The following is a 21,484-nucleotide window of genomic DNA, read 5'->3' as shown; positions in this document are numbered from 1 at the left end:
CCTTAAAGTGCCATCATCCTGTTGCCCAAGCCGTCGAGGACTACAGATGCGTCACGGCCTGTTGATTGTGCTGTTTAGCCTGTTCTGCTGCAGCCCGCTTGGGGCTGCAGAGGCACCTTTGCTACGGATCAGCGCCGGCGAATGGCCGCCCTATCTGTCAGCCAGACTCGAACACCAGGGGCCAGTGGCCCATCTGCTGCGCGACCTGCTGGCCGAGGAAGGCTACCGTGTCGAATTCACCTTCCTGCCCTGGCCCCGCGCCTACGCCGAAGCGGCCGCAGGCCGGTTCGACGCCACCGCGGTATGGATGCACAAGAGCGAGCGTGAGGCCGACTTTCTCTTCAGCGCCCCACTGCTCAACGAACAGTTCGTGTTCTTCCACCTGAAAACCCAGCCGTTCGACTGGCAGCGCTTCGACGACCTCAGCGGCATGACCCTCGGCGGCGGCCTGGAATATAGCTACGGGCCGGCGTTCGATGCCTTTCTCGCCGAAGGCAAGGTGCGCATCGAACGAGTGTCCAGCGACCGGCAGAACTTCGAGAAGCTGCTCAAGGAGCGCGTGGTGCTCTATCCGCAGGAGCTCAACGTCGGCTACGCCGCGCTGCGTAACGAGTTCTCCAGCGCCGAGGCCGAGCGCATCACCCACCACCCCAAACCGCTGCTGGTCAACCTCAGTTACCTGATGCTGCCCAAGCGCCTGGCGCAGAGCGAAGCGCTACGCGAGCGCTTCAACGCTCGCCTGCAACAGTTCCGCGACGACGGCCGTTACCAGAAGTATTTCGACGACCTGCAAGCTGGCCACTACCAACCCGTGCAGGAAGATACAGCGCCATAACCGAAAAAACTCGGCGCCTGGATTCCCGCCTGCGCGGGAATGACGAGAACTCCAGACAGTCGTCATCCCCGCGAAGGCGGGGAACCAAAAATGAGCAGTCAATGATCAGCGAATAAAGCCCTTGCTGACCTCGCGAAACAGCTCGGTGCCGGCCTGCTCCAGCCACTCGAAGGCAACCATCTCACGCGAGACGATCACCGCGCCGGCACGTTCCATGCGCGCCAGCCCCAAGGCCTTGTCGCGTGTCCGGCGCGATCCCACCGCCTCGTCGACCACGAATACCTCACGCCCGGCCGCCAGCAGGCCCATTACCGTCTGCAGTACGCAAACATGAGTTTCCGTGCCGCAGACGACGAACTGCCTGCGCTCGCCACCGGGCAAGTCGAACAGCCCGGCCCCGGCGGTTGCCGAAAAATGAATCTTCTCCCGCAACCCATCGCCCGGCAGCAACTCATGCAGGCCCGGCTCGGTATAACCCAGCCCCTTCGGATACTGCTCGGTGGCGATCACCGGAACGCGCAGGCGCTGCGCCACTTGCACCAGCCAGGTGGCTTGCTCGACCACTGCCGCGCCACCGTCGATGGCTGGCAGCAGCCGCTCCTGCAGATCGATCACCAGCAGGGTGGAATCCTTCACTCGCATCAGCATCACTACGCTCCTTCCTTCACCGCAAAACGCGCATCGAGCCGGCTGTAACCGAGACCGACGCCCTTGTGCACCCGCAACTGCACGGGAATACGCTCCTTCATCGCCTCGACGTGACTGATCACGCCGATGGTCTTGCCGCTGGCATTGAGGTTGTCCAACGCATCGAGCGCCACCTCCAGCGTCTCGCCGTCCAGGGTGCCGAAACCTTCATCGAGGAACAACGAGTCGATACTGGTCTTGTGGCTGACCAGATCGGACAGTGCCAACGCCAGCGCCAGGCTGACCAGGAAACTCTCGCCGCCGGACAGCGTGCGGCAATCGCGCGCCACGTCGGCCTGCCAGGTGTCGCGCACTTCCAGCTCGAGTTCGCCGCTGCCCTTGCGCGCCAACTGATAGCGTCCATGCAAGCGCGTCAGTTGGCGGTTGGCCAGGTGGATCAGGTGATCGAGGGTCAGGCCCTGGGCAAACTTGCGGAACTTGGCACCGTCGGCCGAGCCGATCAGGCCGTTGAGCTGTTGCCACAGGCGCTGCTCGCTCTCCTGCGCACTAATTTCGGCGAACAGCGCCTGCTGGCTACTGCGCCGCGCCTCGTCGGCCTGCAACTGCGCGCGCAGCTCACCTTGACGCTCGCTCAGGGCGCGCAAGCGTTCCTGCAATGTCTGGAGCTGCTCGGCCAACTGCTCCGGGCTCAAGGCGGTTTGCGCTTCTGCCGAGAGGCGCTGCACCTCGGCCTGAGCCGCCGCCAGCAGGGTCGCAGCCTGGGTGTGCGCACGTTCGAGATCCGCCTTGAGTTGCACCAAGCGCAGGCGTTCATCCTCACTCAACAGTGCCGTTTCGAACGCCGTCTGATCGGCGAAAGGACTGCTCAGCAGCGCCTGTTGCCAAGCCTGCTGACAGCTTTGCAGACGTTGTTGCTCACGCGCCAGCAAGGCCTCCTGGGCTTGCTCGCTGCCGGCGAGGCCATCGCGTTCACGCAGGGTCGCGGCCAACCACTCGGCGGATTCACGTAGGGCCTGCTGCGGATCGGCTGGCGGTTCCGGGGTCGCCAGACCCGGCGCACCTGCGTCCTGCCAACGCAGCTGCCAGTGCTCGGCCTGCGTCTGAGCTTCGTCCAGTTGTCGTTGCGCCTCGCGCGTGAGTTCGAGCAACTGCTGCTCACGCGCCTGCGTCTGTTGCCAAGCGTGCCAGGCGGCTTTCTGCTGCATCAACCAGCCTGAGCCGTCGGCCGGCAGCTCGCTGGCGAAGCCCTGCAGGCTGGCAAGCAGTTCCTGGGCCTGCTGCGCTAGTTCAGTCTGCAGCGCGCTCAGATGCGCCTGTTGCTCGGTCAGACGCACCTGGGTGTTATCCAGATCGCGACTGAGTATTGCCTGCTGCCGCTCGGCATCGGCCTGCTCGCGCTCAGCGCTTTCGCGCAACTCGCGCAAGCGCTGCAACTCGGTCTGCTGTGCCTGCGCCGCTTCCAGGCGCGCCTGGAGCGCAGCCAATTCCTGCTCGTGCTGCTGTTGCACACCTGTCAGCTCGGCGACGTCCTGCAGGCGGATGTCATGTTCGCTGAGTTGCTGCTGCCACTGCTGATCCAGCGGCAGCAATTGCGCCTCGGCTTGAGCTTGTTGTTGCTGCACCTGCTCGATCTGCGCGGCGAGACGGGTCAGCTCATCACGCAGGTTGGCGCCCTGGCTCTCCAGCTCGGCCAACTCACTGCGGCACTGCACCAGCGCCTGCTCGGTGGCGGAGACGTTCAGCGCCTGGTACTGGCTGATCGCCGGATGCTCGTGCGAGCCGCACAGCGGGCAGGCGTCGCCCGGTTGCAGGCGGGCGCGATAGGCCTCCAGATCCTGAATGCGTTTTTCCTGCTCCAGCAGCTTTTCCTTGTCAGCGACCTGCTGCTTGAGTGCCTTGTAACGCTCGCGCAGGGCGTTGATCTCGGTGTTCTTGTGCGCCTGTCGGCGCTGCAGCTCAGCCAGGCGCGGCGGCAGCTCGGCCAGTTGTATGGCCAAGGCCTCACGGTTCTGCGCCAGTTGTTGCAGGCGGTCAAACACCCGGCTGCGCGTTTGCTGGCGCTGCCAGTCCTGACGCAAGCCCGCCTCACCGGCATCACCCAGCAGAGCCTGCAAGGCGCCCTGCTGCTGCCCCTCGGCGTCGCGCGTTTGCTGCACCTGCTGTTGCAGCGTTGTCAGACGCACACCCTGCTCGTCACGCTGGCGTTGCAAGGCCGTCAGTTGTGCAGCGGAGTCGCTTAGGCGCGTTTGCGCTGTCTGCAGTGCCTGCTCAGCCTTGGCACGTTGCGTGAAGCGCTCGTCCCAGCCACTGAGCAACTCACCCAGGCGCGCATGCGAACTGCGCTCGCTCAGCCAGGCCTGCACATCGGCATGCTGGTGCTGCGCCTGCGTCAACGCGACGTGCCGCTGCTCACGCCAGTGCCCCGCATGATGGCTGGCCTGCCACAGCGCCTGCCGTTCACGCTCGGCACACATTTGCATCTGCTCACGCAGTGCGAACAGACCGTGCTCGGCCTGCTGACTGTCGTGCTGCGCCTGCTGCCAGGCTTGGTGCAGCGGTTGTAAACGCGCTGCCGGCTCACTGGCGGCCAGACGCTGTAAGTCATCGGCCGCAGCAGCCTGACGTTGCAGGGCCTGCTCCAGTCCTTGCACTGCCCCGCCGGCTTGTTGCTCGGCTCGCTGCAACGCCTCACGCCAGCGCTGCCCGGCCAGCAGCGTTTGTTGCTCAGCCTGCAACGGGGCCTGTTCCTGCGCCAGGCGCTCGGCTTCGGCCTGCAATTCGGCACGCTGCGCCTCGTCCAGCAGCTCCATGCCCTGGGCGCGGCTTTTCAGCAGGCCCAGCGCCTGTTCGGCGGCCTTGGTGCGCTCGTAGACCTGCTGGGATATCTGCCCGTAAACCTCGGTACCGGTCAGTTCCTCCAGCAGTTCGGCGCGCTGGTTGGCATTGGCCTCGAGAAACGCCGCGAAGCCGCCCTGAGCGAGCAGCATCGACTTGGTGAAACGCTCGAAATCCAGGCCGGTCAGCTCGGCAGTCAGGCTTTCCTTCTCGCGAATCTTGTCGGTGAGAATTTCACCATCGGCGATACGCGCCAGCTCGACCTTGGGCGCCTGCAACGCACCGTCGACCTTGTCCCGCGCGCGGCGCTGGCTCCAGAAGGCGCGGTAGCCCTGCCCTTTAACCTCGAACTCGACTTCGGCCAGGCAATCGGCGGTGTGCCGCGTCATCAGCTCATTACCGCTGGCCGACAGCGTGCTCATACGCGGTGTGCGGTGGTACAGCGCCAGGCAGATGGCGTCGAGCAAGGTGGTCTTGCCCGCCCCGGTTGGCCCGGTGATGGCGAACAGACCGCTACCGGCGAAAGGCTCGGCAGCGAAGTCGATCTTCCATTCACCCTTGAGGGAGTTGAGGTTCTTGAGGCGCAGGCTGAGGATTTTCATGCACAGGTCATAAGCCGTTGAAGGCCGTCATTCTGGCATATCCCGGTAGCGATTCAGTCGCGGCAATAACCCTCACCGCTGCGCACAGTCAGGCAGTTCTGCTTGTCCAGCAGCCACTTCATGCCGGTGGCTTCACCGTCGGTAGCGCTGACGCTTTCCACCACGCCATCGCGCACGAAGACGATCTTCGCGCCCTGCGCACGACCAACAAACCGTCGCGGGCCGTCAAGATTGGCGATGGTCAGGCGGTAGTCAGCCGGCGTGCCGCTGATATCCAGGTAAGTACCCTCTGGCCCGGTCCAGCGCCCCAACCATTGCTCGGTCACCTTGGCATCCTGCTCGCTGGAAGATGTCGCGCAGCCGGCCAACAACAGGGGAATGGCCGCAGCCGCGAGAAGAAAATGTGCCGCTCTTTGCATGACGCTCTCCACTGGAAGGGTGTAGCGATTTCGACCCCAACCGCTCATGCGCGGTTCGGGCCGAGTTCACAGTATCTCGATACGGTCGCGGCCATTGGCCTTGGCGAGGTACATCGCCTGGTCCGCACGCTCCATCAGGCTGTCCAGGCTCTCGCCAGGGCGATATTCGGCAATGCCGAAACTGGCGCTCTTGCGTTGTACACGGTCGAAGGCGAAAGCGCTGATGCGCTTCTGCAGAGCCTGCATGGCGCGCTCGGCGTGCGCCGCATCGTTCTCCGGCAGGATGATCAGAAACTCCTCGCCGCCGAGCCGGCCGACCTTGTCCATGACTCGCACGCCGTCGCGCAACAACCCGGCAAACTGCCTCAGCACGCTGTCGCCCACGGCATGGCCATGGGTGTCGTTGACGCTCTTGAAGTGGTCGATGTCGATCAGCACCACCGAGAACGGCGTGCCGTAGCGATTGGCTCGCGCCACCTCCTCGATCAGAAAATGCAAGGTGCGCGCGCGATTCCACAGGCCGGTCAGACTATCGATGCTGGCGCTCAAGGCCAGGCTGTCCTGGTGCAAGAACATACGTTTGTGCGCCTTTTCCAGCAGAAAGGCACTGAGCAGACCGAAGGAGAACGACGCCAGAATCCAGACCAGGTGCAGGCGCTGCATGCCGGGCGTCAGCGAGTGCTACAGCGTGACCAGCAGGATCGCCGCCAGCGAAACCAACGACGTGAGCATCGCGCGCTTCAGCGTGAGACCGGAGATGGCGAAGGTCCACATCAGGTTGAGGTAAATCTCCGGCGCGTAGAAAGCAAAGCGCGGCGAACCGAAGTTGAAGTAGAGGTTGGCCATTACCGAGAAGATTGGAGCGGCGGTAAGTAACCCCAGCATCAAGGGCTGTCGCTTGGGTTGGAAACTCAGCAAGCCGATGCTCAGCAACGCCGCTGGCACCAACAACGCATGACAGATCAGCCGCGCGACGGACTGATCGGTCTCGACGTTCTGCTCGATGGCGGCATAGATCAGATACAACCCGGTGGTAAGGAACGCCACGTAGCGGATCTGCGGAATCTTCGCCTGCAGGTACCAGCAGGCGAACGCCTGCCGAGTCGCCTCTGGCACTCCATGCAAAGGGTCAAGCGCACGCAGCAAGGCATTGAACAACGGCACTTTCGCTCCCCTGTCGAAACGCCACCATTCACAGCATAGAACGCTTGTTGCGCAGAATGCGATGTGGACCCCGCTATTGAGTCGCCTTCAAACCACGCCGGCCAGATTGTTCCGCGCCTGCGCCTCATGGCGCGCCCTGAAATGATCCGTGCTGTAGATGGTTGGGCGCGCAAGAAATGACTGGAGAACGCTGCGCCGCTTCATGCGGTAGACGAAGCCCGGCACCCAGGCGTACTCGGCGCGCACCTGAGCGTCGTATTCGGCGAAACGCTCCGGCGTGGCGCCGAGAATGGCCAGGTCGATATCCACCAACAACTGCTCATCCGGCTCGCTCGGCGTCGCATCATGCCGGGTGACCATGATCAGTTGCTCGACCCTCGCCAACGTCACCTGGCAGGCGTGACAGCTCGCAAGCACCCGGATGGCCCAATCTGCGCTCAGGCGCTCGTTATCCTTGCCGCGCACGTCGTAGATGGCGTCATGGAACCAGAGCGCGATGGCCACCTCCCCCGGCTGCTGCGCCAGATGCCGCGCCTGCTCGAAATGCACCAGGCATTCGCGCAGGTGTTGCAGCGAATGATAGTGCCGCTGCGGCTCCTCATAGGCACGAACGAGCTGCTCGAACAGACCTGACGGAGGCTGTAGGCCAAGGTCTGACCAGGCACTGGCCCAGGATGATGGCAGAGGAGTCATTTTAGAGGCTCGATAGCGTATTGGTTAAGGGCTGGGCTTTAGCCGGAACCAGCGAGCTGGTTTGAACTAGCGGCTCCATTTCTAACTGAACAAGCTAGCGATCGCACTCGTTATAGCTTCGATAACTGCTAGGACTCCGTCGACCATCGCTTCAACGATGCCGGTTATCGCCTCCAGAACTCCCTCGCTGCTCTGAACAGGAAGTACAGCAGCTCCAGCAACGGAGATAGCCATGGCAGCCATGGCAACGGCGCTGAAACCCATAGCCATGATGTAAATTGCAGAACCTATAAGCAGGGCCGCGCAAAGCGAATTAAAGGCCCGCAGCACTCTTGATCGTTTTACTTTCTTTTTCATTTCAAGATCTACTTATAGCTGAGTAAAAACACCAAATACATATAGTGCTTGGTTAAGGAGTGGGCTTTAGCCCGCACCAGTAAGCGAAGCGAGCGACCTGAACCATGCTTTAGTTTTTAGTTATGGACACTGCGGCGCTACCTGCCCGTTACCACCTACGACTTCGTCATTGACAGAAAAAACATCTATGAATAAGTAATCTACGCAAAGTAGCCTGTTTTTAGATCTTGTACATGTGTACTTCTGAGCGTCCAGATTCTTTTGAGAAAAGTATTGCGCCTCATTTTCTTTCATGTCTGACTCCGCGCAGGAGTAGCCGCCAGCTTCTAGTTTAGAAAGTAGCTTTTTATATCGGCTAAATTTTGTTTTGCGTTATTGAAATCACTAGCAGGCTGGTTGGTGCTACATCCTGCCAGGCTTGCTAGCAGAACGATAACAGCGGATTTTTTTATTAGTTTGGTCATAGGATAACGTTTGGTTAAGGGGCCGGCTTTAGCCGGTCCCAGTGAGCGGAGCGAGCGATTTGAACCATTTGTTATACGCATTTGACAGTGTCTTGGATAAATCTTCTAACTCTCAAATATTCATTGCCTAGTGCGCGAACCCAGCTATTGGTTGGCTCGCTGAATTTAAATATGTCAAAGACATTGTAAGTGTTGTCGTCGGCGTCGCTGTATGTCCCTTTTACAACAATGTAAGAGCTTAAGGCTTTTTCTAGTGAAAATGGGTGCAGCGAGTAATGCATGGACTTTCCTGTTTCATATGAAAGGGTTATGTTTTCAGGAAAGAAATCGCCGAAGCTGGAAGTGTAAGTTAGGTTTCCTTCAATCGGGGTGATAACTGCGTTATCTAGCTTTACATTGTAGGCACTGGCATTTTTTCCAGAGCAATAGGGGATGTCGAAAAATATCTTTTGAGGCTCAATTTCCTTAACCGATATTCCCCTGCTGCAAAGATCAATTATAGGTTTTTGCGCTTTACTAGAGCTTATTCTTAATCTTTGAGTTTCGATGGTGATCTGGTTTTTACGCTCCCATATGGCCAAAAGGACGGCAACGGCTATTAGGGATATGCCTATCGGGGTGGAGGGATCTGACGTCTCGATGGATAAGTATTCGTTCAAAATCCCAGATATATATTTGTCAAAATAAGGGGCGGCCCCGAGTAAGCTTAGGCCGCCAGCAATTAAGGCCAAAATTACCTTGCCTATGAGAGTGCCTTTTATTATCTCTATGGCTCTTAAGGTAAATGTTTTCAAGTCCACGGATAAGTCTCAGTGCGTATAATGTTTGGTTAAGAGGCGGCTTTAGCCCGCCCCAGTGAGCGAAGCGAACGGTTTGAACCTATTGTTAGGCTGTACCACGGAATTACGCCGGAAACTGTGGTGACTACGGGGTTAGTTGTTTTACTGATGTGAGCTTGTATTTGGCTTCTGTTCCGTCGTATGGAAGCTTAACTGTGGTCAATTGATAGGCTTTGCTTTTCCAGTAGACTGTTACTGTCTGATCGGGAGACCACCTAGATGTTGGGCATGTTTTATCTACGAGCGACGATAGCTCTCCTGAGATGTAGATTTTCCCAGTTTCAAATGCTTCAAAAGGACTGCTAGAACATTCCTTGGGTTTTTGTGCTTGCGGCTGTGATTGCGGTGTGCTGTTAGACTTCATAAATTGCATAGCTACAGCAGCGAAAATAACACCGCCTAAAACTACTGCCATGCGCGTTTTTGGGGTCGCAGCTTGACTTGGTTTTTTTACTCCGCAACTTGGGCAGATTTTTGCTGTTGAGCTAACCAACGTCCTGCATTCCTTGCACTTAACTAATGCCATAATTTTTACCGTCAATAAGTTGTTATATGTCTGAAGGCAGCGTGCTGTCGTGGAATCTTATGCTGTTGCAGGCTGACGCATACTGCATGGATACGCCACTTGATTAAAGCCTAACAGTGATTAGATGGAAGGCGGTACTAATCCGATAGTAGAGCCTTCCATCTAACTCCGCATTATCGTCATCGCCGCCCTGGAAAAATTCTTTTCAAATCATGGCATTACCGGCCAGCCCCTGATGTCTGGATGTATTCGCTTGACTTCCTCTTTTTGCCCTACCATTACTACTGTACAAAAACACAGCCAAGGAGTCGGCCATGGAAAACTCCAGCAAACCTCGCCTGCAGGAGCAGTTCAGGGCGGTGATGCGCTTGCATCATTACAGCATCCGGACAGAAAAATCCTACTGGTACTGGATTCGCTATTTCATCCGTTTCCATAAACTGCACCATCCAATGGAGCTTGGCGCTGTAGGACACCTCTAAAAACTACCTGCGTTGCCATCACTGCGTTAAAAACAGGCTCAAAATGCTCATTTACAACTCGTAAACTCCGCTTTTTCGCTCGTTTTTGCCTTGTGCTGACTGCCTCGCCTACGTTTTTAGCAGTGCCCTACCGAGGTCAATGCTTTTCTCACTTGGTTGGCAGTTGAGCGTCAGGTGGCTGCCGCCACCCAGAATCTGGCACTCAATTCGCTGGTTTTCCTATACGACAAGGTCTTGCAACAACCGCTCGGGCAAGTGGGTGAGGTGGTGCGCGCAAAACGCTCAGCGCGTATTCCCTGCGTACTTACGCATGAGGAAGCCACGGCGCTCATTACCAGCCAACCGCATCAGCTACTGGCTTCGCTGATGTATGGCGCCGGCTTGCGAGTGGTGGAAGCTGCACGTTTGCGTATCAAGGATGTGGATTTCGATAAGCAGATCATCACCATTCACGACGGCAAAGGCGCCAAAGACCGAACGACACTTCTGCCGGCGCCTCTGATCACACAGCTGCTGGAGCGCAGAGAGCGTATGTTTCGCGCCTGGAAGCAGCGGGACAGCTTTTATCACGCGCCCGTCAGCCTGCCATTTGCGCTACGTCGCAAATACCCCAAGGCGGGATGTTCATTCGAGTGGCAGTGGCTGTTCCCGTCGACCGGACTTTGCACGGATGAGGACGGGCAGATAGTTCGTCATCACCTTCATGTCAGTGCCATTCAGAAAGCTGTCAGACATGCCGTCCGGCAATCCAATCTGCACAAGCCTGCCAGTTGCCATAGCTTTCGCCACAGTTTCGCCACCGAGTTACTGCGTCGGGGGAGTGACATTCGCACAGTGCAGACGCTACTGGGGCATGCGGATATACGTACGACGCAGATTTATACGCATGTGCTGGGCCAGGGGTTTGCCGGTGTAGTCAGCCCGCTGGGGTGAGCGCAGCAAGCTCTTGGCTGGGTTGTCACGACCGCCATCCCCGAATTGCATCCGGGCTACGGAGGCCTGTGCCGCTAAGCCTTGGGCAGCGCCTCCAGCACCTGCCGATACAACCCCTGCAAACGCAGGGCATCCTCTTCTTCCAATGTTTCCTGCTGCAGGCGGCGGGCGAAGACGTCCTCCACACTCAGCTCGTCCAACGTTTCCCGTGCTTCGCTGGCCAGGCTAGCCATGGCGTTGCCGCGCTCGCGGCGGATACGCAGCACTTCCACGGGATGCCCTTCGCACAGGGCATTGATCCGGCTTTGCAGGTCGCTCAGGTAGTCGTCGGTGCTCACTTGCACTTCCAGCCATACGGGCCGCTCGGCTTTGCCCTGTGCAGCTGCCTCGGTGATGGAGCCTGCCAGCTCCTTGAGCGAGCCGCGCAAGCTGGCCATGGGCTGGAACACCGGCACGGGCAGTGGCGTGATCGACTGCAGGGTGGCGCCTTCGAACGTCAGCAGCAGGACTTCCTTCTGCTGGCGCGCCTCGTCGAAGGACAGGGCAATCGGCGAGCCGCTGTAGCGGATATGCTCCAGGCCGCCGACCTTCTGCGGGCGGTGGATATGGCCAAGGGCGATGTAGTCCGCCGGCGGGAAGGCGCTGGTGGGGAAGGCTTCCAGGCTGCCGACGTAAATCTCGCGCACCGATTCGCTGGCGCTGGCGCCAACCGTGGTGAGGTGACCGGTAGCGATGATCGGTAGCGTCAGGCCCAGCTCGTCACGCTTGCTCGCCGCCAGCTCGTACAGTGCCCGGTAATGCTCGGCGATGGCTTGCTGCAGCGACTGTTGTTTGTCCTGTGCGCTCTGCCCCGCCTGGCTGGCCAGCACGTCGCGCGGGCGGATGAAGGGAATGGCGCAGAGAATGGCGCCCGGCTGGCCAGTACGATCATTGAGTACCAGTACCTGTTCAGCCAGGTCGACGCCCACGCTCGGCACCACCTGGGTGCCCAGTTGCCCCAGCAGGCTGCGGCTTTCACCGAGCATGGCCGGCGAGTCGTGGTTGCCGCCGAGTACCACCAGGGCGCAGCCGGCGTCGCGCAACTCCACCACCAGCCGGTAGTACTGCTCGCGGGCGTAACTGGGCGGTGCGCCGGTGTCGAACACATCACCGGCGATCAACAGCACGTCCACGTCGTGCACGCGCACCTGCTCCAGCAGCCAGGCGCAGAAGGCCTGGTGCTCGGCCTGCCGAGTCTTGCCCATGAAATGCTGGCCCAGGTGCCAGTCGGAGGTGTGCAGGATGCGCAAGCTCATAGCGGCCAGTCCTGTACGACGACATGAGTCTTGACCCGCTGCATTTGCGGGAAGTCCTCGATGGCCGCGCGCACTTCGCTCAGGCGCGCCATGCTCGGCGCCTCGACCAGTACCAGCATGTCGGTCTCGCCGCTGATGCCACTGCAATGGCGGATTTCCGGGTATTCGCGCATACGCTCGACGTAATCCTGACAACGGGCGTTTTGGTAGAAAAGCTCGAGATAAGCTCTGACTCCACCTTCGCCCGGCACCGCGACCTGCGCGTGATAAACACGAATCACCCCGCTCTCCTCCAGATAGCGAATCCGCTCGCTTACCGCCGAACGTGACAGATTGATCTCACGGGCGATCTGACTGACGGAGGTGCGCGCATCGCTGCGCAGCAGAGTGAGGATCTGGCGATCGAACTTGTCCACTGGGGCTTCTCGGGCGGTAATCGGATTGACGGTGAAAACCGCCATTTCGTCGGCAAAAGGCGACAGCCTGCAACTGGCCGGCGCCCTACCATGGCGGTATCTGGAAAATGATGAGCATACCCCATGAGTCGATTGAACAAGGAATTGGGCCTGCTGCAGGGCATCGCCCTGCTCAGCACCTCGCTGCTCGGCACCGGCATCTTCGTGGTGCCGGCACTGGCGGCCACGGCAGCCGGCGAAGCGTCGCTGTGGGCATGGATGATTTTGATTGCCCTGGTGCTGCCGGTGGCGTTCACCTTCGCCCAGTTGGGCAAGCGCTTCCCTCATGCCGGCGGCGCGCCGCATCTGATCGGCCGCGCCTTCGGCCTGCGCATGGAGGGGGTCAGCGCCCTGCTGTTTCTCGCTGTGCTGCCGGTCGGTCTGCCCGCTGCGCTGCATATCGCCAGCGGTTTCTGGCTGGCGCTGTTCGACCTCGATCGCAGCGGCCTGCTGCTCATCGAACTGGCGACGCTGGGCGCCATTCTCCTGCTTGGTCAGCGCCCACCGAAAGCATCGGGCATCCTGCAGGGGCTGATCGCTGTAGCCATCGTCGCCAGCGTGGCGCTGATCTGGTGGGTCGGCGACCTGCCGCGCGCCAGCCAGCCGTTGCTGCCGGCGATGGACGGCCAGTGGCACCTGCTGCCGACGGCGCTGGGGGTGATGTTCTGGTGTTTCGTCGGCATCGAGGCCTTCACCCACCTGGGCGAGGAGTTCAAACACCCCGAGCGCGACTTCCCGCTGGCGCTATTGCTCGGCGTGGTACTGGCCGGCCTGGTGTACTGGGCCTGCTCGGTCGCGGTGCTGAGCTTTGCCACTTACGGCGACGTGCACAGCGACATTACCGCCCTGCCCCGTCTGTTTGAACAGCTGCTGGGGGAGCACGCACGCGTGCTGGTCGCGGTGCTCGGTTACCTGGCCTGCTTCGCCTCGATGAACGTGTACATCCAGGGCTTCGCCCGGCTGATCTGGAGCCAGGCCGATGAAGGCCGTCTGCCGGCCAGGCTGGCCGTGCGCAACCGCCATGGTGTACCCGGCAAAGCCTTGCTGCTGGTGGTGATCAGCTGCGCGCTGTGCGCCATGCTCTCGGCCACCTTGAACCTGTCGGTGGACGATCTGATCCGCTATGCCAACGGCAACTTCGTGCTGATCTACCTGCTGAGCATGGCCGCTGGCTGGGTGCTGCTCAGTGGCGTCTGGCGCCTGCTTGCCGGTCTCAGTGCACTGCTCTGCACCGGGGTGCTGCTGATGCTTGGCGGCGATGCGCTGTATGCAGTGGCGCTGCTAGGGGTGTTGCTGCTGTTCACTCATCTGCGTGCAAGGCACAAGGCGCTGGCGTAATTGATCCATCGCGAACCTGATGGTGGATGAAAGAGTGTCATCCACCCTCCAGGGTGACCGTGAGCCGCATGGGGTTCTATCCTTACCCTGAACTCGCTGAAAGGAAGCCCCATGCTCCGCGTACTCAATGACCTGAAAATCATGATCCTGGCCAACCTGTGGATCGTCCCGGTGGTGGCAGGCCTGGTCTGGGCACTGTTCCAGTTCGTCGCGCCGCCACCACCGATGAGCGCCAGCATGGCCACCGGCACCCAAGGGGGCGCCTACCAGCAGTTTGCCGAACGCCTGAAGGAAGAGTTGGCCAAGGAAGGTTTTGAACTGAACCTGGTACCGACCTCAGGCTCGCGCGACAACCTGCAACGCCTGCTGGCCAAGGACCCGCAAGTGGAGATCGCCCTGGTCCAGAGCGGCCTGGAGCGCCAGCTGGCTCCCGACGAGCAGCGTCAGCTGGAAAGTCTGGGGGCGATTTATCAGGAGCCTTTGTGGCTGTTCTATCGACGAGACGTGAAGCTGGATCGCATTGCCGACCTGCTGCCATTGCGCGTCGGTCTGGGCGGTGAAGGCAGCGGCACCCGTGCCGCCAGCGATGCCATTCTCGGCGCCAATGCCATCGAGCCGGAACAACACCCCGAAAGCTGGCAGAGCATCGGCGGTGGCAAAGCCGCTCGGGCGCTGATGGCCGGCGAACTGGATGCAGCGTTCTTCGTCGGTCCGGCAGAGAACGCACTGGTGCAGCAACTGGCGGCCAACCCGGACATCGCCCTGGCACACTTTCGGCGCGCCGCCGCTTACGAGGCGCGACTGCCGTTCTTCAATCAGGTGAAGGTCGGTGAAGGCCTGCTGGATCTGGCCAGCAACGCACCAGACCGCGATATCGTCACCCTGTCTCCGGTCGCTACCCTGGTGGTCAACGACGACTTCAACCCTGGCCTGGTACCGCTGTTTCTCGAAGCCAGCCGTGAAGTGATGCGCAGCGGCACCCTGCTCGACGCCGCCGGCACCTTTCCCAGTGCCGAGCCTCGCACCTTCGAGCTGCACAAGGATGCCGGGCATTACTACGACAAGGGCCTGCCGATCCTGCAGCGCTACCTGCCGTTTCGCATCGCCTCGCTGGCCGACCGCTACATCATCCTGCTGATACCCTTGATCGTGGTGATGATCCCACTGTTCAAGGCTGTCGGCCCGATCTACCAGTGGCGCATTCGCGCGCGCATCTACCGCTGGTACAAGTACCTGCGCGAGATCGACCGCAAGCTGCACGCAGGCTCCCTGCCGGACGAGCTGGGCAGCGAGATCGAGCGGCTGGAGAAGATGGAAGACGAACTGGCAGCGGTGGAAGTGCCGCTGTCGTATTCCAATGAGCTGTACGAGCTGCACATGCATGTGCGCTATGTGATCGAGCGCTTGCGCGAGTTGCAGCGGCGGCGGCAGGCGTAAGGCGAAGCACGCTTCATTGACGCCCCGAAGCGGTGGGTGGAAAAAGCGTCGTCCACCCTTGTATCTACGCCGCAACAGCAACGCCGCCAGTAGAGAAGCATCGCGGCTAGAGCCCCTCCCACGGATGTTCGCGATACCCGTGGGAGTGGCTCTAGCCGCGATCTGCTGTGTGGTCTTCAACGCTTTTCACGGATAGATCCACACCCAGCCCCGCAATCCATTTTCTGCTTCGGGTAAACTTCGGCTCTTGTTTCATTTGCCCACGAGACCGCCATGCCGATCCGTCACTGCATCGTCCACCTGATCGACAAGAAGCCCGACGGCAGCCCTGCCGTGCTGCACGCCCGCGACAGCGAGTTGGCCACGTCGCAAGCCATGGAGAACCTGCTGGCCGACCTCAACGAGAGCTACAACGCCAAGCAGGGCAAGGCCTGGGGGCTGTTCCACGAAGAATCCGGCGCCTACCCGTTCAGCGGCTGGCTCAAGGCCTATCTCGATGGCGAGCAGGACTTCACCGCCTTCAGCCGCCATGCCGTCGAGCACCTGCAAAAGCTGATGGAGGAATCCAATCTCTCCACTGGCGGTCACGTGCTGCTGGCTCACTACCAACAAGGCATGACCGACTACCTGGCCATCGCCCTGCTGCACCACAGCGAAGGCGTGGCGGTGACCGACGCGCTGGACGTGACCCCGGCCAAACACCTGGATCTCGGCCAGTTGCACCTGGCCGCGCGCATCAACATCAGCGAGTGGCAGAACAACAAGCAGTCCAAGCAGTACATCTCCTTCATCAAGGGCAAGAACGGCAAGAAGGTCTCGGACTACTTCCGCGACTTCATCGGCTGCCAGGAAGGCGTCGACGGCCCAGGCGAGACCCGCACCCTGCTCAAGGCCTTCAGCGACTTCGTCGAGAGCGAGGATTTGCCCGAAGAGCAGGCGCGCGAGAAAACCAAAACCCTGGTCGGCTACGCCAGCGGCCAGGCCAAGATGGGCGAACCGATCACCCTGGAAGAACTTTCCGGACTGATCGATGAAGAGCGCCCCAAGGCCTTCTACGAGCACATCCGCAACAAGGATTACGGCATGGCTCCGGAGTTTCCGGCGGACAAACGTACCCTGAGCCAATTCCAGCGTTTCACCGGCCGTGCCGAGGGCCTGTCGATCAGCTTCGAGGCGCACCTGCTGGGCTCCAAGGTCGAGTACGACGAAGGCCGCGACATGCTGATCATTCGCCAGTTGCCGACCCAATTGAAGGACCAGCTCAAGCGCCGTCAGGATTGAAGTATTTGTAGGGTGGGCCGGGCGGCGATCCGCTTTAGCCCACCAAAGAAGGCGTACTACCTCGCGTTCTGGTGAGCTGAAGCCCACCCTACGGCCTCATATGGCGGAGTGCCCTGGCTCGGTTTACGCTGAGCGGAACGTGCCATCACACAAGGATGCGAAAACATGAAGACGATTGTGTTGCTGCTCGCCGCCCTGGCCCTGTGGCAGAACTGGGACAAGATCGAGCGCTGGATCGACCCGCCCCAGGCGCGTAACGCCAGCGGTGAAGTGGTGCTCTACGCCACGCAATGGTGTGGCTACTGCGCCAAGACCCGCGAGCTGTTCGCCGAGGACGGCATCGCCTACCGCGAAGTGAATATCGAGACCGATACCGCCGGCCGCGCCCAATACCAAGCGCTTGGCGGCCGCGGTGTGCCGGTGATCGACCTGCGCGGGCAGGTCATTCACGGTTATGACGTGCGCGCCATCCGCGCCGCCTACTGACCTCAACTCAGCGAACTGTCCTCACGCCGCCACTGCCGTGGGCTGACGCCGAACCAGCGGCGGAAGGCGCGCGAGAAGGCGCTGGTTTCCGAATAGCCGAGCAATGGCGCCAGGTGCGAGATGGGTAGCTGCGACTGGCGCAGGTAACGGTTGGCCAGTTCGCGACGCACGTTGTCCACCAGTTGCGAGAAGCTCAGCCCCTGCTCACGCAGGCGCCGCTGCAGCGACCAACTGGCCATGCCGAGCATTTCCGCGACATCTTCCAGCGCCGGCTCGCCGTACAGCAGACGCTGGCGAATCTGCTCGCGCACGTCATTGACCATATCCCGCTCACCACGCCCGCATAGCGCGCTGATCTGGTTCAGCGAGTCCTGCATGACCATCAGCAGTACCGGATCACTGTCCGGCATGGCGCGGTCGAGGCCGCGCTTGGGAATCAGCAGGGAATTGCACGGCTGCTCGAAATACACCGGCGCATCGAACACCTTACAGTGCTCGTGCCAATGCTCCGGCCGTGGGTGTTCGAAGTGCACCGCGCGCGGCGCCCACTGCGGGCCAAGCACATGGCGCACCAGGTTGAGGGCCATGCCCAGAGTCAACTCGGCATCCTGGCGGCGGCTGAGAATGGCGCCATGGCGTACCTGATAGTCGAAGCGGTAGCACTCGCCCTCGTCGACCAGGCGGATCAGGCTGTTGCGCTGGTGCAGCGGGAAGGCGCGGACGAAGTTGATCAGCGCCTGTTCCAGCGTCGCCGAGCACAGCCCGATATAACCGAGCAGGCCAAGCGCCTGCGGCTTGAACTGCTGGCCATAGTACAGACCGAAGTTGTCGCAGCCGGACTGATGCGCGGCTTCTTCCAGCACCTGGCAGTAATTGGGCAGCGCCAGGCTCAGGGTCGGATGGCGCAGGCACTCGGGGTCGATGCCGGAGACCCCGAGGATACGATCCGGGTCACCGCCCTGCTTTTCGATGAAGCCGCACAGGCCACTCGCAGCAGCCGCCAGCACACCCGCATTAGCCGGCGCACCGGACAACAGCGAAGCGCCGAACGAACCACCTGCCTGGGAGAGAAATGCACTCATCGGGGCCTCCTTGGTAACAATGCGTTTCGGCAAGCAAGAAATACGCCTGCACTGTCGCATCGCAAAACCACGGTTCAAACGCCACCTCCGTGCCCCGCCTTACCGGGCGAGTGAGTCATTTTGAAACATCCGCACCAAAACGCAGCGGACGACTTGACCCATTACGACACAGGCAGCGTCGGCGCCTGCAAAGTTGACTTTGCACGACAGCAAGCCCCCTGTGCAGTCAAGTTGCGCCCATGAAATCGGCTCATGATCGACCCAGGCTGAACGTCAGCTCACCTGCTACGTACAACTACAACAACATCGTTTCGGAGAACGCTCATGATTTATGCCAAGCCTGGAACCAGCGGCGCCCTCGTCACCCTCAAGCCGCGCTATGGCAACTACATCGGCGGTGAGTTCGTCGCCCCGCTCAGCGGCCAGTACTTCAGTAACACCAGCCCGGTCGATGGCTCGGTAATCGGCGAATTCCCCCGCTCCAACGCTGCCGACATCGACAAGGCTCTCGATGCTGCTCACGCCGCTGCCGACGCGTGGGGCCGCACCAGCGTGCAGGAACGCTCGCACATCCTGCTGAAGATCGCCGACCGCATCGAAGCCAACCTCGAACTGCTCGCCGTGGCCGAAACCTGGGACAACGGCAAGCCGGTGCGTGAGACGCTGAACGCCGACGTGCCGCTGGCCGCCGACCACTTCCGTTACTTCGCCGGCTGCATCCGTGCCCAGGAAGGCAGCACCGCCGAGATCAACGACGGCACCGTGGCCTACCACTTTCACGAACCGCTGGGCGTGGTCGGGCAGATCATCCCGTGGAACTTCCCGTTGCTGATGGCTGCTTGGAAGCTTGCCCCAGCCCTGGCCGCCGGCAACGCCATCGTACTCAAGCCGGCCGAGCAGACGCCGCTGTCGATCACCCTACTGATGGAAATCATCGGCGACCTGCTGCCGCCGGGCGTGCTCAACATCGTCCAGGGCTTCGGCCGCGAGGCCGGTGAAGCGCTGGCCACCAGCAAGCGCATCGCCAAGATCGCCTTCACCGGATCCACCCCTGTGGGCTCGCACATCATGAAGTGCGCTGCCGAGAACATCATCCCGAGCACTGTCGAGCTGGGCGGCAAATCGCCGAACATCTTCTTCGCCGACATCATGAACGCCGAGCCGGCCTTCATCGAGAAGGCTGCCGAAGGCCTGGTGCTGGGCTTCTTTAACCAGGGCGAGGTGTGCACCTGCCCGTCGCGTGCGCTGGTGCAGGAGTCGATCTACGACGCCTTCATGGTCGAGGTGATGAAGAAGGTCAAACAGATCAAGCGCGGCAACCCGCTGGACACCGAAACCATGGTCGGCGCCCAGGCCTCGCAGCAGCAGTTCGACAAAATCTTGAGCTACCTGGAGATCGCCCAGCAGGAAGGCGCGCAGGTGCTCACCGGTGGCGCAGCGGAGAAACTCGACGGCGATCTGGCCAGCGGTTACTACATCCAGCCGACCCTGCTCAAGGGCAGCAACCAGATGCGCGTGTTCCAGGAAGAGATCTTCGGCCCGGTGATCGGCGTGACCACCTTCAAGGACGAAGCCGAAGCCCTGGCCATCGCCAACGACACCGAGTTCGGCCTCGGCGCCGGCGTGTGGAGCCGCGACATGAACGTCGCCTACCGCATGGGCCGTGCGATCAAGGCCGGCCGCGTGTGGACCAACTGCTACCACCTGTACCCGGCGCACGCTGCCTTCGGCGGCTACAAGAAGTCCGGGGTCGGGCGTGAAACCCACAAGATGATGCTCGACCACTACCAGCAGACCAAGAACCTGCTGGTGAGCTATGACATCAATCCGCTGGGGTTCTTTTAATCCACCGTTGTTTACGGTCTGCCATGCACAAGACGCGGCTCACGCCCGTTCGGATCGTCCGCAAGCCGGCCCTGCTGCCTCTGCGCAGAGGGCTCGGCCAAGGCAGCGTTCGAGCGGGCCAATACTGCACCGTCACTCAATAAAGACAGTCAGGGCACAGCAATGGATCAGATAGGTAATTACGTTCTCTACATCATCATGGCCTGCGCCGTTGCAGGGGCTTTCGCGGCCATCTACGACAGCGAGAAGGGTCTGGGCAAGGAGTTCATGGAGGGCATCCACGCCACCGGCTACATCTTCGTGCCGGCGGCCGGTATCATGGCCTCCATCCCGTACCTCACGGTGCTCATCGAGAAGGCCTGCGGGCCGTTTTTCAACGCCCTCGGCGCCGACCCGGCACTGGCCGCGACCATGATCATCGCCTCGGACATGGGCGGCTATCACCTGGCATCGGCGCTGGCGTCGAGCAAGGAAGCGTTGGTCATGGCGCTGATCACCGGCTTCATGGGTGGTGCCACCATCGTCTTCTCCATCCCCATGGGGCTTGCGATGCTCGACAAGCGTGACCACAAATACATGGCACTGGGCATCATGTCCGGCATCCTGACCATTCCGCTCGGCGTACTGATTGCCAGCGTTTTGCTGGTGGCGAGCGACCCGATGATCCGCGAAGTGGTCGCCACCAATGGCGAGGCGACCTATCAGCTGGCCATGGGCCTGGGCAGCATCTTCGCCAATCTGCTGCCGATCATCGTCTTCGTCGTCGCCCTGGCTGCCGGTCTGCGTTTTCTGCCGGATCTGATGATCAAGGGCTTCATCGGTTTCGGCCGTGGCCTAGACGCGATGATCAAACTGGTGCTGGTATTCTCCATCGTCGAATACTTCACCGGGGTGTTCACCATCGTCTTTGGTGGCTGGGGCTTCGACCCAATCATCGCGGACGCCGAAGACCAGACCCGCGCCCTGGAAACCGCCGGCTACATCGGCATCATGCTGGCGGGCGCCTTCCCCATGGTCTACCTGCTGCGCAAATACTTCGGCGGCCCGCTGGAACACCTGGGCAGCAAGGTCGGCCTGAGCGCCGTGGGCAGCGCCGGCATGCTCGCGACCATCGCCAACATCCTGGCCATGTTCCGCCTGGTGCGCTTCATGCCACCGAAGGACAAGGTAATCAACATCGCCTTCGCCGTCTGCGCGGCCTTCCTGCTGGGTGACCACTTGTCCTTTACGGCCAACTTCCAGCCCACCATCATCCTGCCAGTGCTGATCGGCAAGCTGATCGCAGGTTTTGCCGCCATCGGCCTGGCCTATTGGCTATCAGTGCCCAAGGCGCTGGAACTGGAGCAACAGGATCGCGCTGTCGGCATCATCGAACAGGATGAGTACCCGGTCGCAGGCAAGCCACAGGTCAGCCCGGCCTGACAACCGCCGCAACGCCTGATGCCTGCCAAGCAGACGTCGGGCGTTG

General features: G+C 60.9%; 19 protein-coding genes and 1 pseudogene. 8 read left to right on the top strand and 12 right to left on the bottom strand.

Features of this window, described 5'->3' with window-relative positions; genetic code table 11:
* The first annotated feature begins 46 nt into the window (after positions 1-46).
* Positions 47-835, top strand: a complete 789-nt coding sequence (locus ACNFCJ_RS15795; RefSeq protein ID WP_416772353.1) for a substrate-binding periplasmic protein — start codon at positions 47-49, stop codon at positions 833-835.
* A 105-nt stretch (positions 836-940) separates the two neighbouring features.
* On the opposite strand, the gene ACNFCJ_RS15790 is transcribed toward ACNFCJ_RS15795, so the two are convergent.
* The 9 genes from ACNFCJ_RS15790 to ACNFCJ_RS15750 all read right to left on the bottom strand — a co-directional run bounded on the left by ACNFCJ_RS15790 (position 941) and on the right by ACNFCJ_RS15750 (position 9,382).
* Positions 941-1,483, bottom strand: coding sequence for a hydrolase (locus ACNFCJ_RS15790; protein ID WP_416772352.1), 543 nt, complete (start codon positions 1,481-1,483; stop codon positions 941-943).
* Between the two features lie 2 nt (positions 1,484-1,485).
* The gene (locus tag ACNFCJ_RS15785; RefSeq protein ID WP_416772351.1) at positions 1,486-4,920 is read right to left on the bottom strand and encodes an AAA family ATPase; all 3,435 of its coding nucleotides are present in this window, start codon (positions 4,918-4,920) and stop codon (positions 1,486-1,488) included.
* A gap of 53 nt (positions 4,921-4,973) precedes the next feature.
* On the bottom strand, positions 4,974-5,339 hold the full coding sequence (locus tag ACNFCJ_RS15780) for a hypothetical protein (protein ID WP_343349308.1): 366 nt from the start codon (positions 5,337-5,339) through the stop codon (positions 4,974-4,976).
* A 66-nt stretch (positions 5,340-5,405) separates the two neighbouring features.
* Positions 5,406-6,002 carry a GGDEF domain-containing protein gene (locus tag ACNFCJ_RS15775; protein ID WP_416772348.1) on the bottom strand — a complete coding sequence of 199 codons (597 nt, stop codon included), beginning with the start codon at positions 6,000-6,002 and terminating at the stop codon, positions 5,406-5,408.
* 18 nt (positions 6,003-6,020) lie between these two features.
* Complete coding sequence (locus ACNFCJ_RS15770) at positions 6,021-6,503, bottom strand: hypothetical protein (RefSeq protein WP_416772346.1); 483 nt, start codon at positions 6,501-6,503, stop codon at positions 6,021-6,023.
* A gap of 87 nt (positions 6,504-6,590) precedes the next feature.
* On the bottom strand, positions 6,591-7,196 hold the full coding sequence (locus ACNFCJ_RS15765; protein ID WP_416772345.1) for an N-methyl-D-aspartate receptor NMDAR2C subunit: 606 nt from the start codon (positions 7,194-7,196) through the stop codon (positions 6,591-6,593).
* A gap of 81 nt (positions 7,197-7,277) precedes the next feature.
* A complete protein-coding gene (locus ACNFCJ_RS15760) occupies positions 7,278-7,553 on the bottom strand; it encodes a hypothetical protein (protein WP_416772343.1) in 276 nt (91 codons plus the stop codon).
* Between the two features lie 535 nt (positions 7,554-8,088).
* Complete coding sequence (locus ACNFCJ_RS15755) at positions 8,089-8,817, bottom strand: hypothetical protein (RefSeq protein WP_416772342.1); 729 nt, start codon at positions 8,815-8,817, stop codon at positions 8,089-8,091.
* A 124-nt stretch (positions 8,818-8,941) separates the two neighbouring features.
* Positions 8,942-9,382 carry a hypothetical protein gene (locus ACNFCJ_RS15750; RefSeq protein WP_416772340.1) on the bottom strand — a complete coding sequence of 147 codons (441 nt, stop codon included), beginning with the start codon at positions 9,380-9,382 and terminating at the stop codon, positions 8,942-8,944.
* Positions 9,383-9,696: 314 nt separating this feature from the next.
* On the opposite strand from ACNFCJ_RS15750, the pseudogene ACNFCJ_RS15745 reads away from it, so the two are divergent.
* Positions 9,697-10,797, top strand: a pseudogene (locus ACNFCJ_RS15745) (integron integrase).
* Positions 10,798-10,871: 74 nt separating this feature from the next.
* Here ACNFCJ_RS15745 and sbcD read toward each other — a convergent pair.
* Entirely contained in the window at positions 10,872-12,092 is a 1,221-nt protein-coding gene (sbcD, locus tag ACNFCJ_RS15740; protein WP_416772338.1) for an exonuclease subunit SbcD, read from the bottom strand.
* Positions 12,089-12,508: an Lrp/AsnC family transcriptional regulator gene (locus ACNFCJ_RS15735; RefSeq protein ID WP_416772337.1), complete on the bottom strand. Its 420-nt coding sequence runs from the start codon at positions 12,506-12,508 to the stop codon at positions 12,089-12,091. The genes sbcD and ACNFCJ_RS15735 overlap by 4 nt, the downstream gene beginning before the upstream one ends.
* A gap of 123 nt (positions 12,509-12,631) precedes the next feature.
* Here ACNFCJ_RS15735 and yjeH point away from each other — a divergent pair, with 123 nt between their 5' ends.
* The 4 genes from yjeH (at position 12,632) to ACNFCJ_RS15715 (ending at position 17,089) form a co-directional block, all read left to right on the top strand.
* On the top strand, positions 12,632-13,885 hold the full coding sequence (yjeH, locus tag ACNFCJ_RS15730) for an L-methionine/branched-chain amino acid transporter (protein ID WP_416772336.1): 1,254 nt from the start codon (positions 12,632-12,634) through the stop codon (positions 13,883-13,885).
* 111 nt (positions 13,886-13,996) lie between these two features.
* The gene (locus ACNFCJ_RS15725) at positions 13,997-15,322 is read left to right on the top strand and encodes a TAXI family TRAP transporter solute-binding subunit (protein WP_416772334.1); all 1,326 of its coding nucleotides are present in this window, start codon (positions 13,997-13,999) and stop codon (positions 15,320-15,322) included.
* A gap of 273 nt (positions 15,323-15,595) precedes the next feature.
* Entirely contained in the window at positions 15,596-16,603 is a 1,008-nt protein-coding gene (gene yejK / locus ACNFCJ_RS15720; RefSeq protein WP_416772332.1) for a nucleoid-associated protein YejK, read from the top strand.
* 165 nt (positions 16,604-16,768) lie between these two features.
* Entirely contained in the window at positions 16,769-17,089 is a 321-nt protein-coding gene (locus ACNFCJ_RS15715) for a glutaredoxin family protein (protein ID WP_106734568.1), read from the top strand.
* Between the two features lie 2 nt (positions 17,090-17,091).
* On the opposite strand, the gene ACNFCJ_RS15710 is transcribed toward ACNFCJ_RS15715, so the two are convergent.
* Positions 17,092-18,171, bottom strand: coding sequence for an AraC family transcriptional regulator (locus ACNFCJ_RS15710; protein ID WP_416772331.1), 1,080 nt, complete (start codon positions 18,169-18,171; stop codon positions 17,092-17,094).
* A 324-nt stretch (positions 18,172-18,495) separates the two neighbouring features.
* Here ACNFCJ_RS15710 and ACNFCJ_RS15705 point away from each other — a divergent pair, with 324 nt between their 5' ends.
* Together ACNFCJ_RS15705 and eutH are read left to right on the top strand one after the other, a co-directional pair.
* A complete protein-coding gene (locus tag ACNFCJ_RS15705) occupies positions 18,496-20,016 on the top strand; it encodes an aldehyde dehydrogenase family protein (RefSeq protein WP_416772330.1) in 1,521 nt (506 codons plus the stop codon).
* A gap of 162 nt (positions 20,017-20,178) precedes the next feature.
* Positions 20,179-21,438, top strand: coding sequence for an ethanolamine utilization protein EutH (gene eutH / locus ACNFCJ_RS15700; protein WP_416772329.1), 1,260 nt, complete (start codon positions 20,179-20,181; stop codon positions 21,436-21,438).
* Positions 21,439-21,484: the final 46 nt, after the last annotated feature.

The organism is Pseudomonas sp. NY15364, from assembly GCF_048068235.1.
GTDB lineage: Bacteria > Pseudomonadota > Gammaproteobacteria > Pseudomonadales > Pseudomonadaceae > Aquipseudomonas > Aquipseudomonas mendocina_D.
This window is presented reverse-complemented; position numbering and strand designations above follow the sequence as displayed.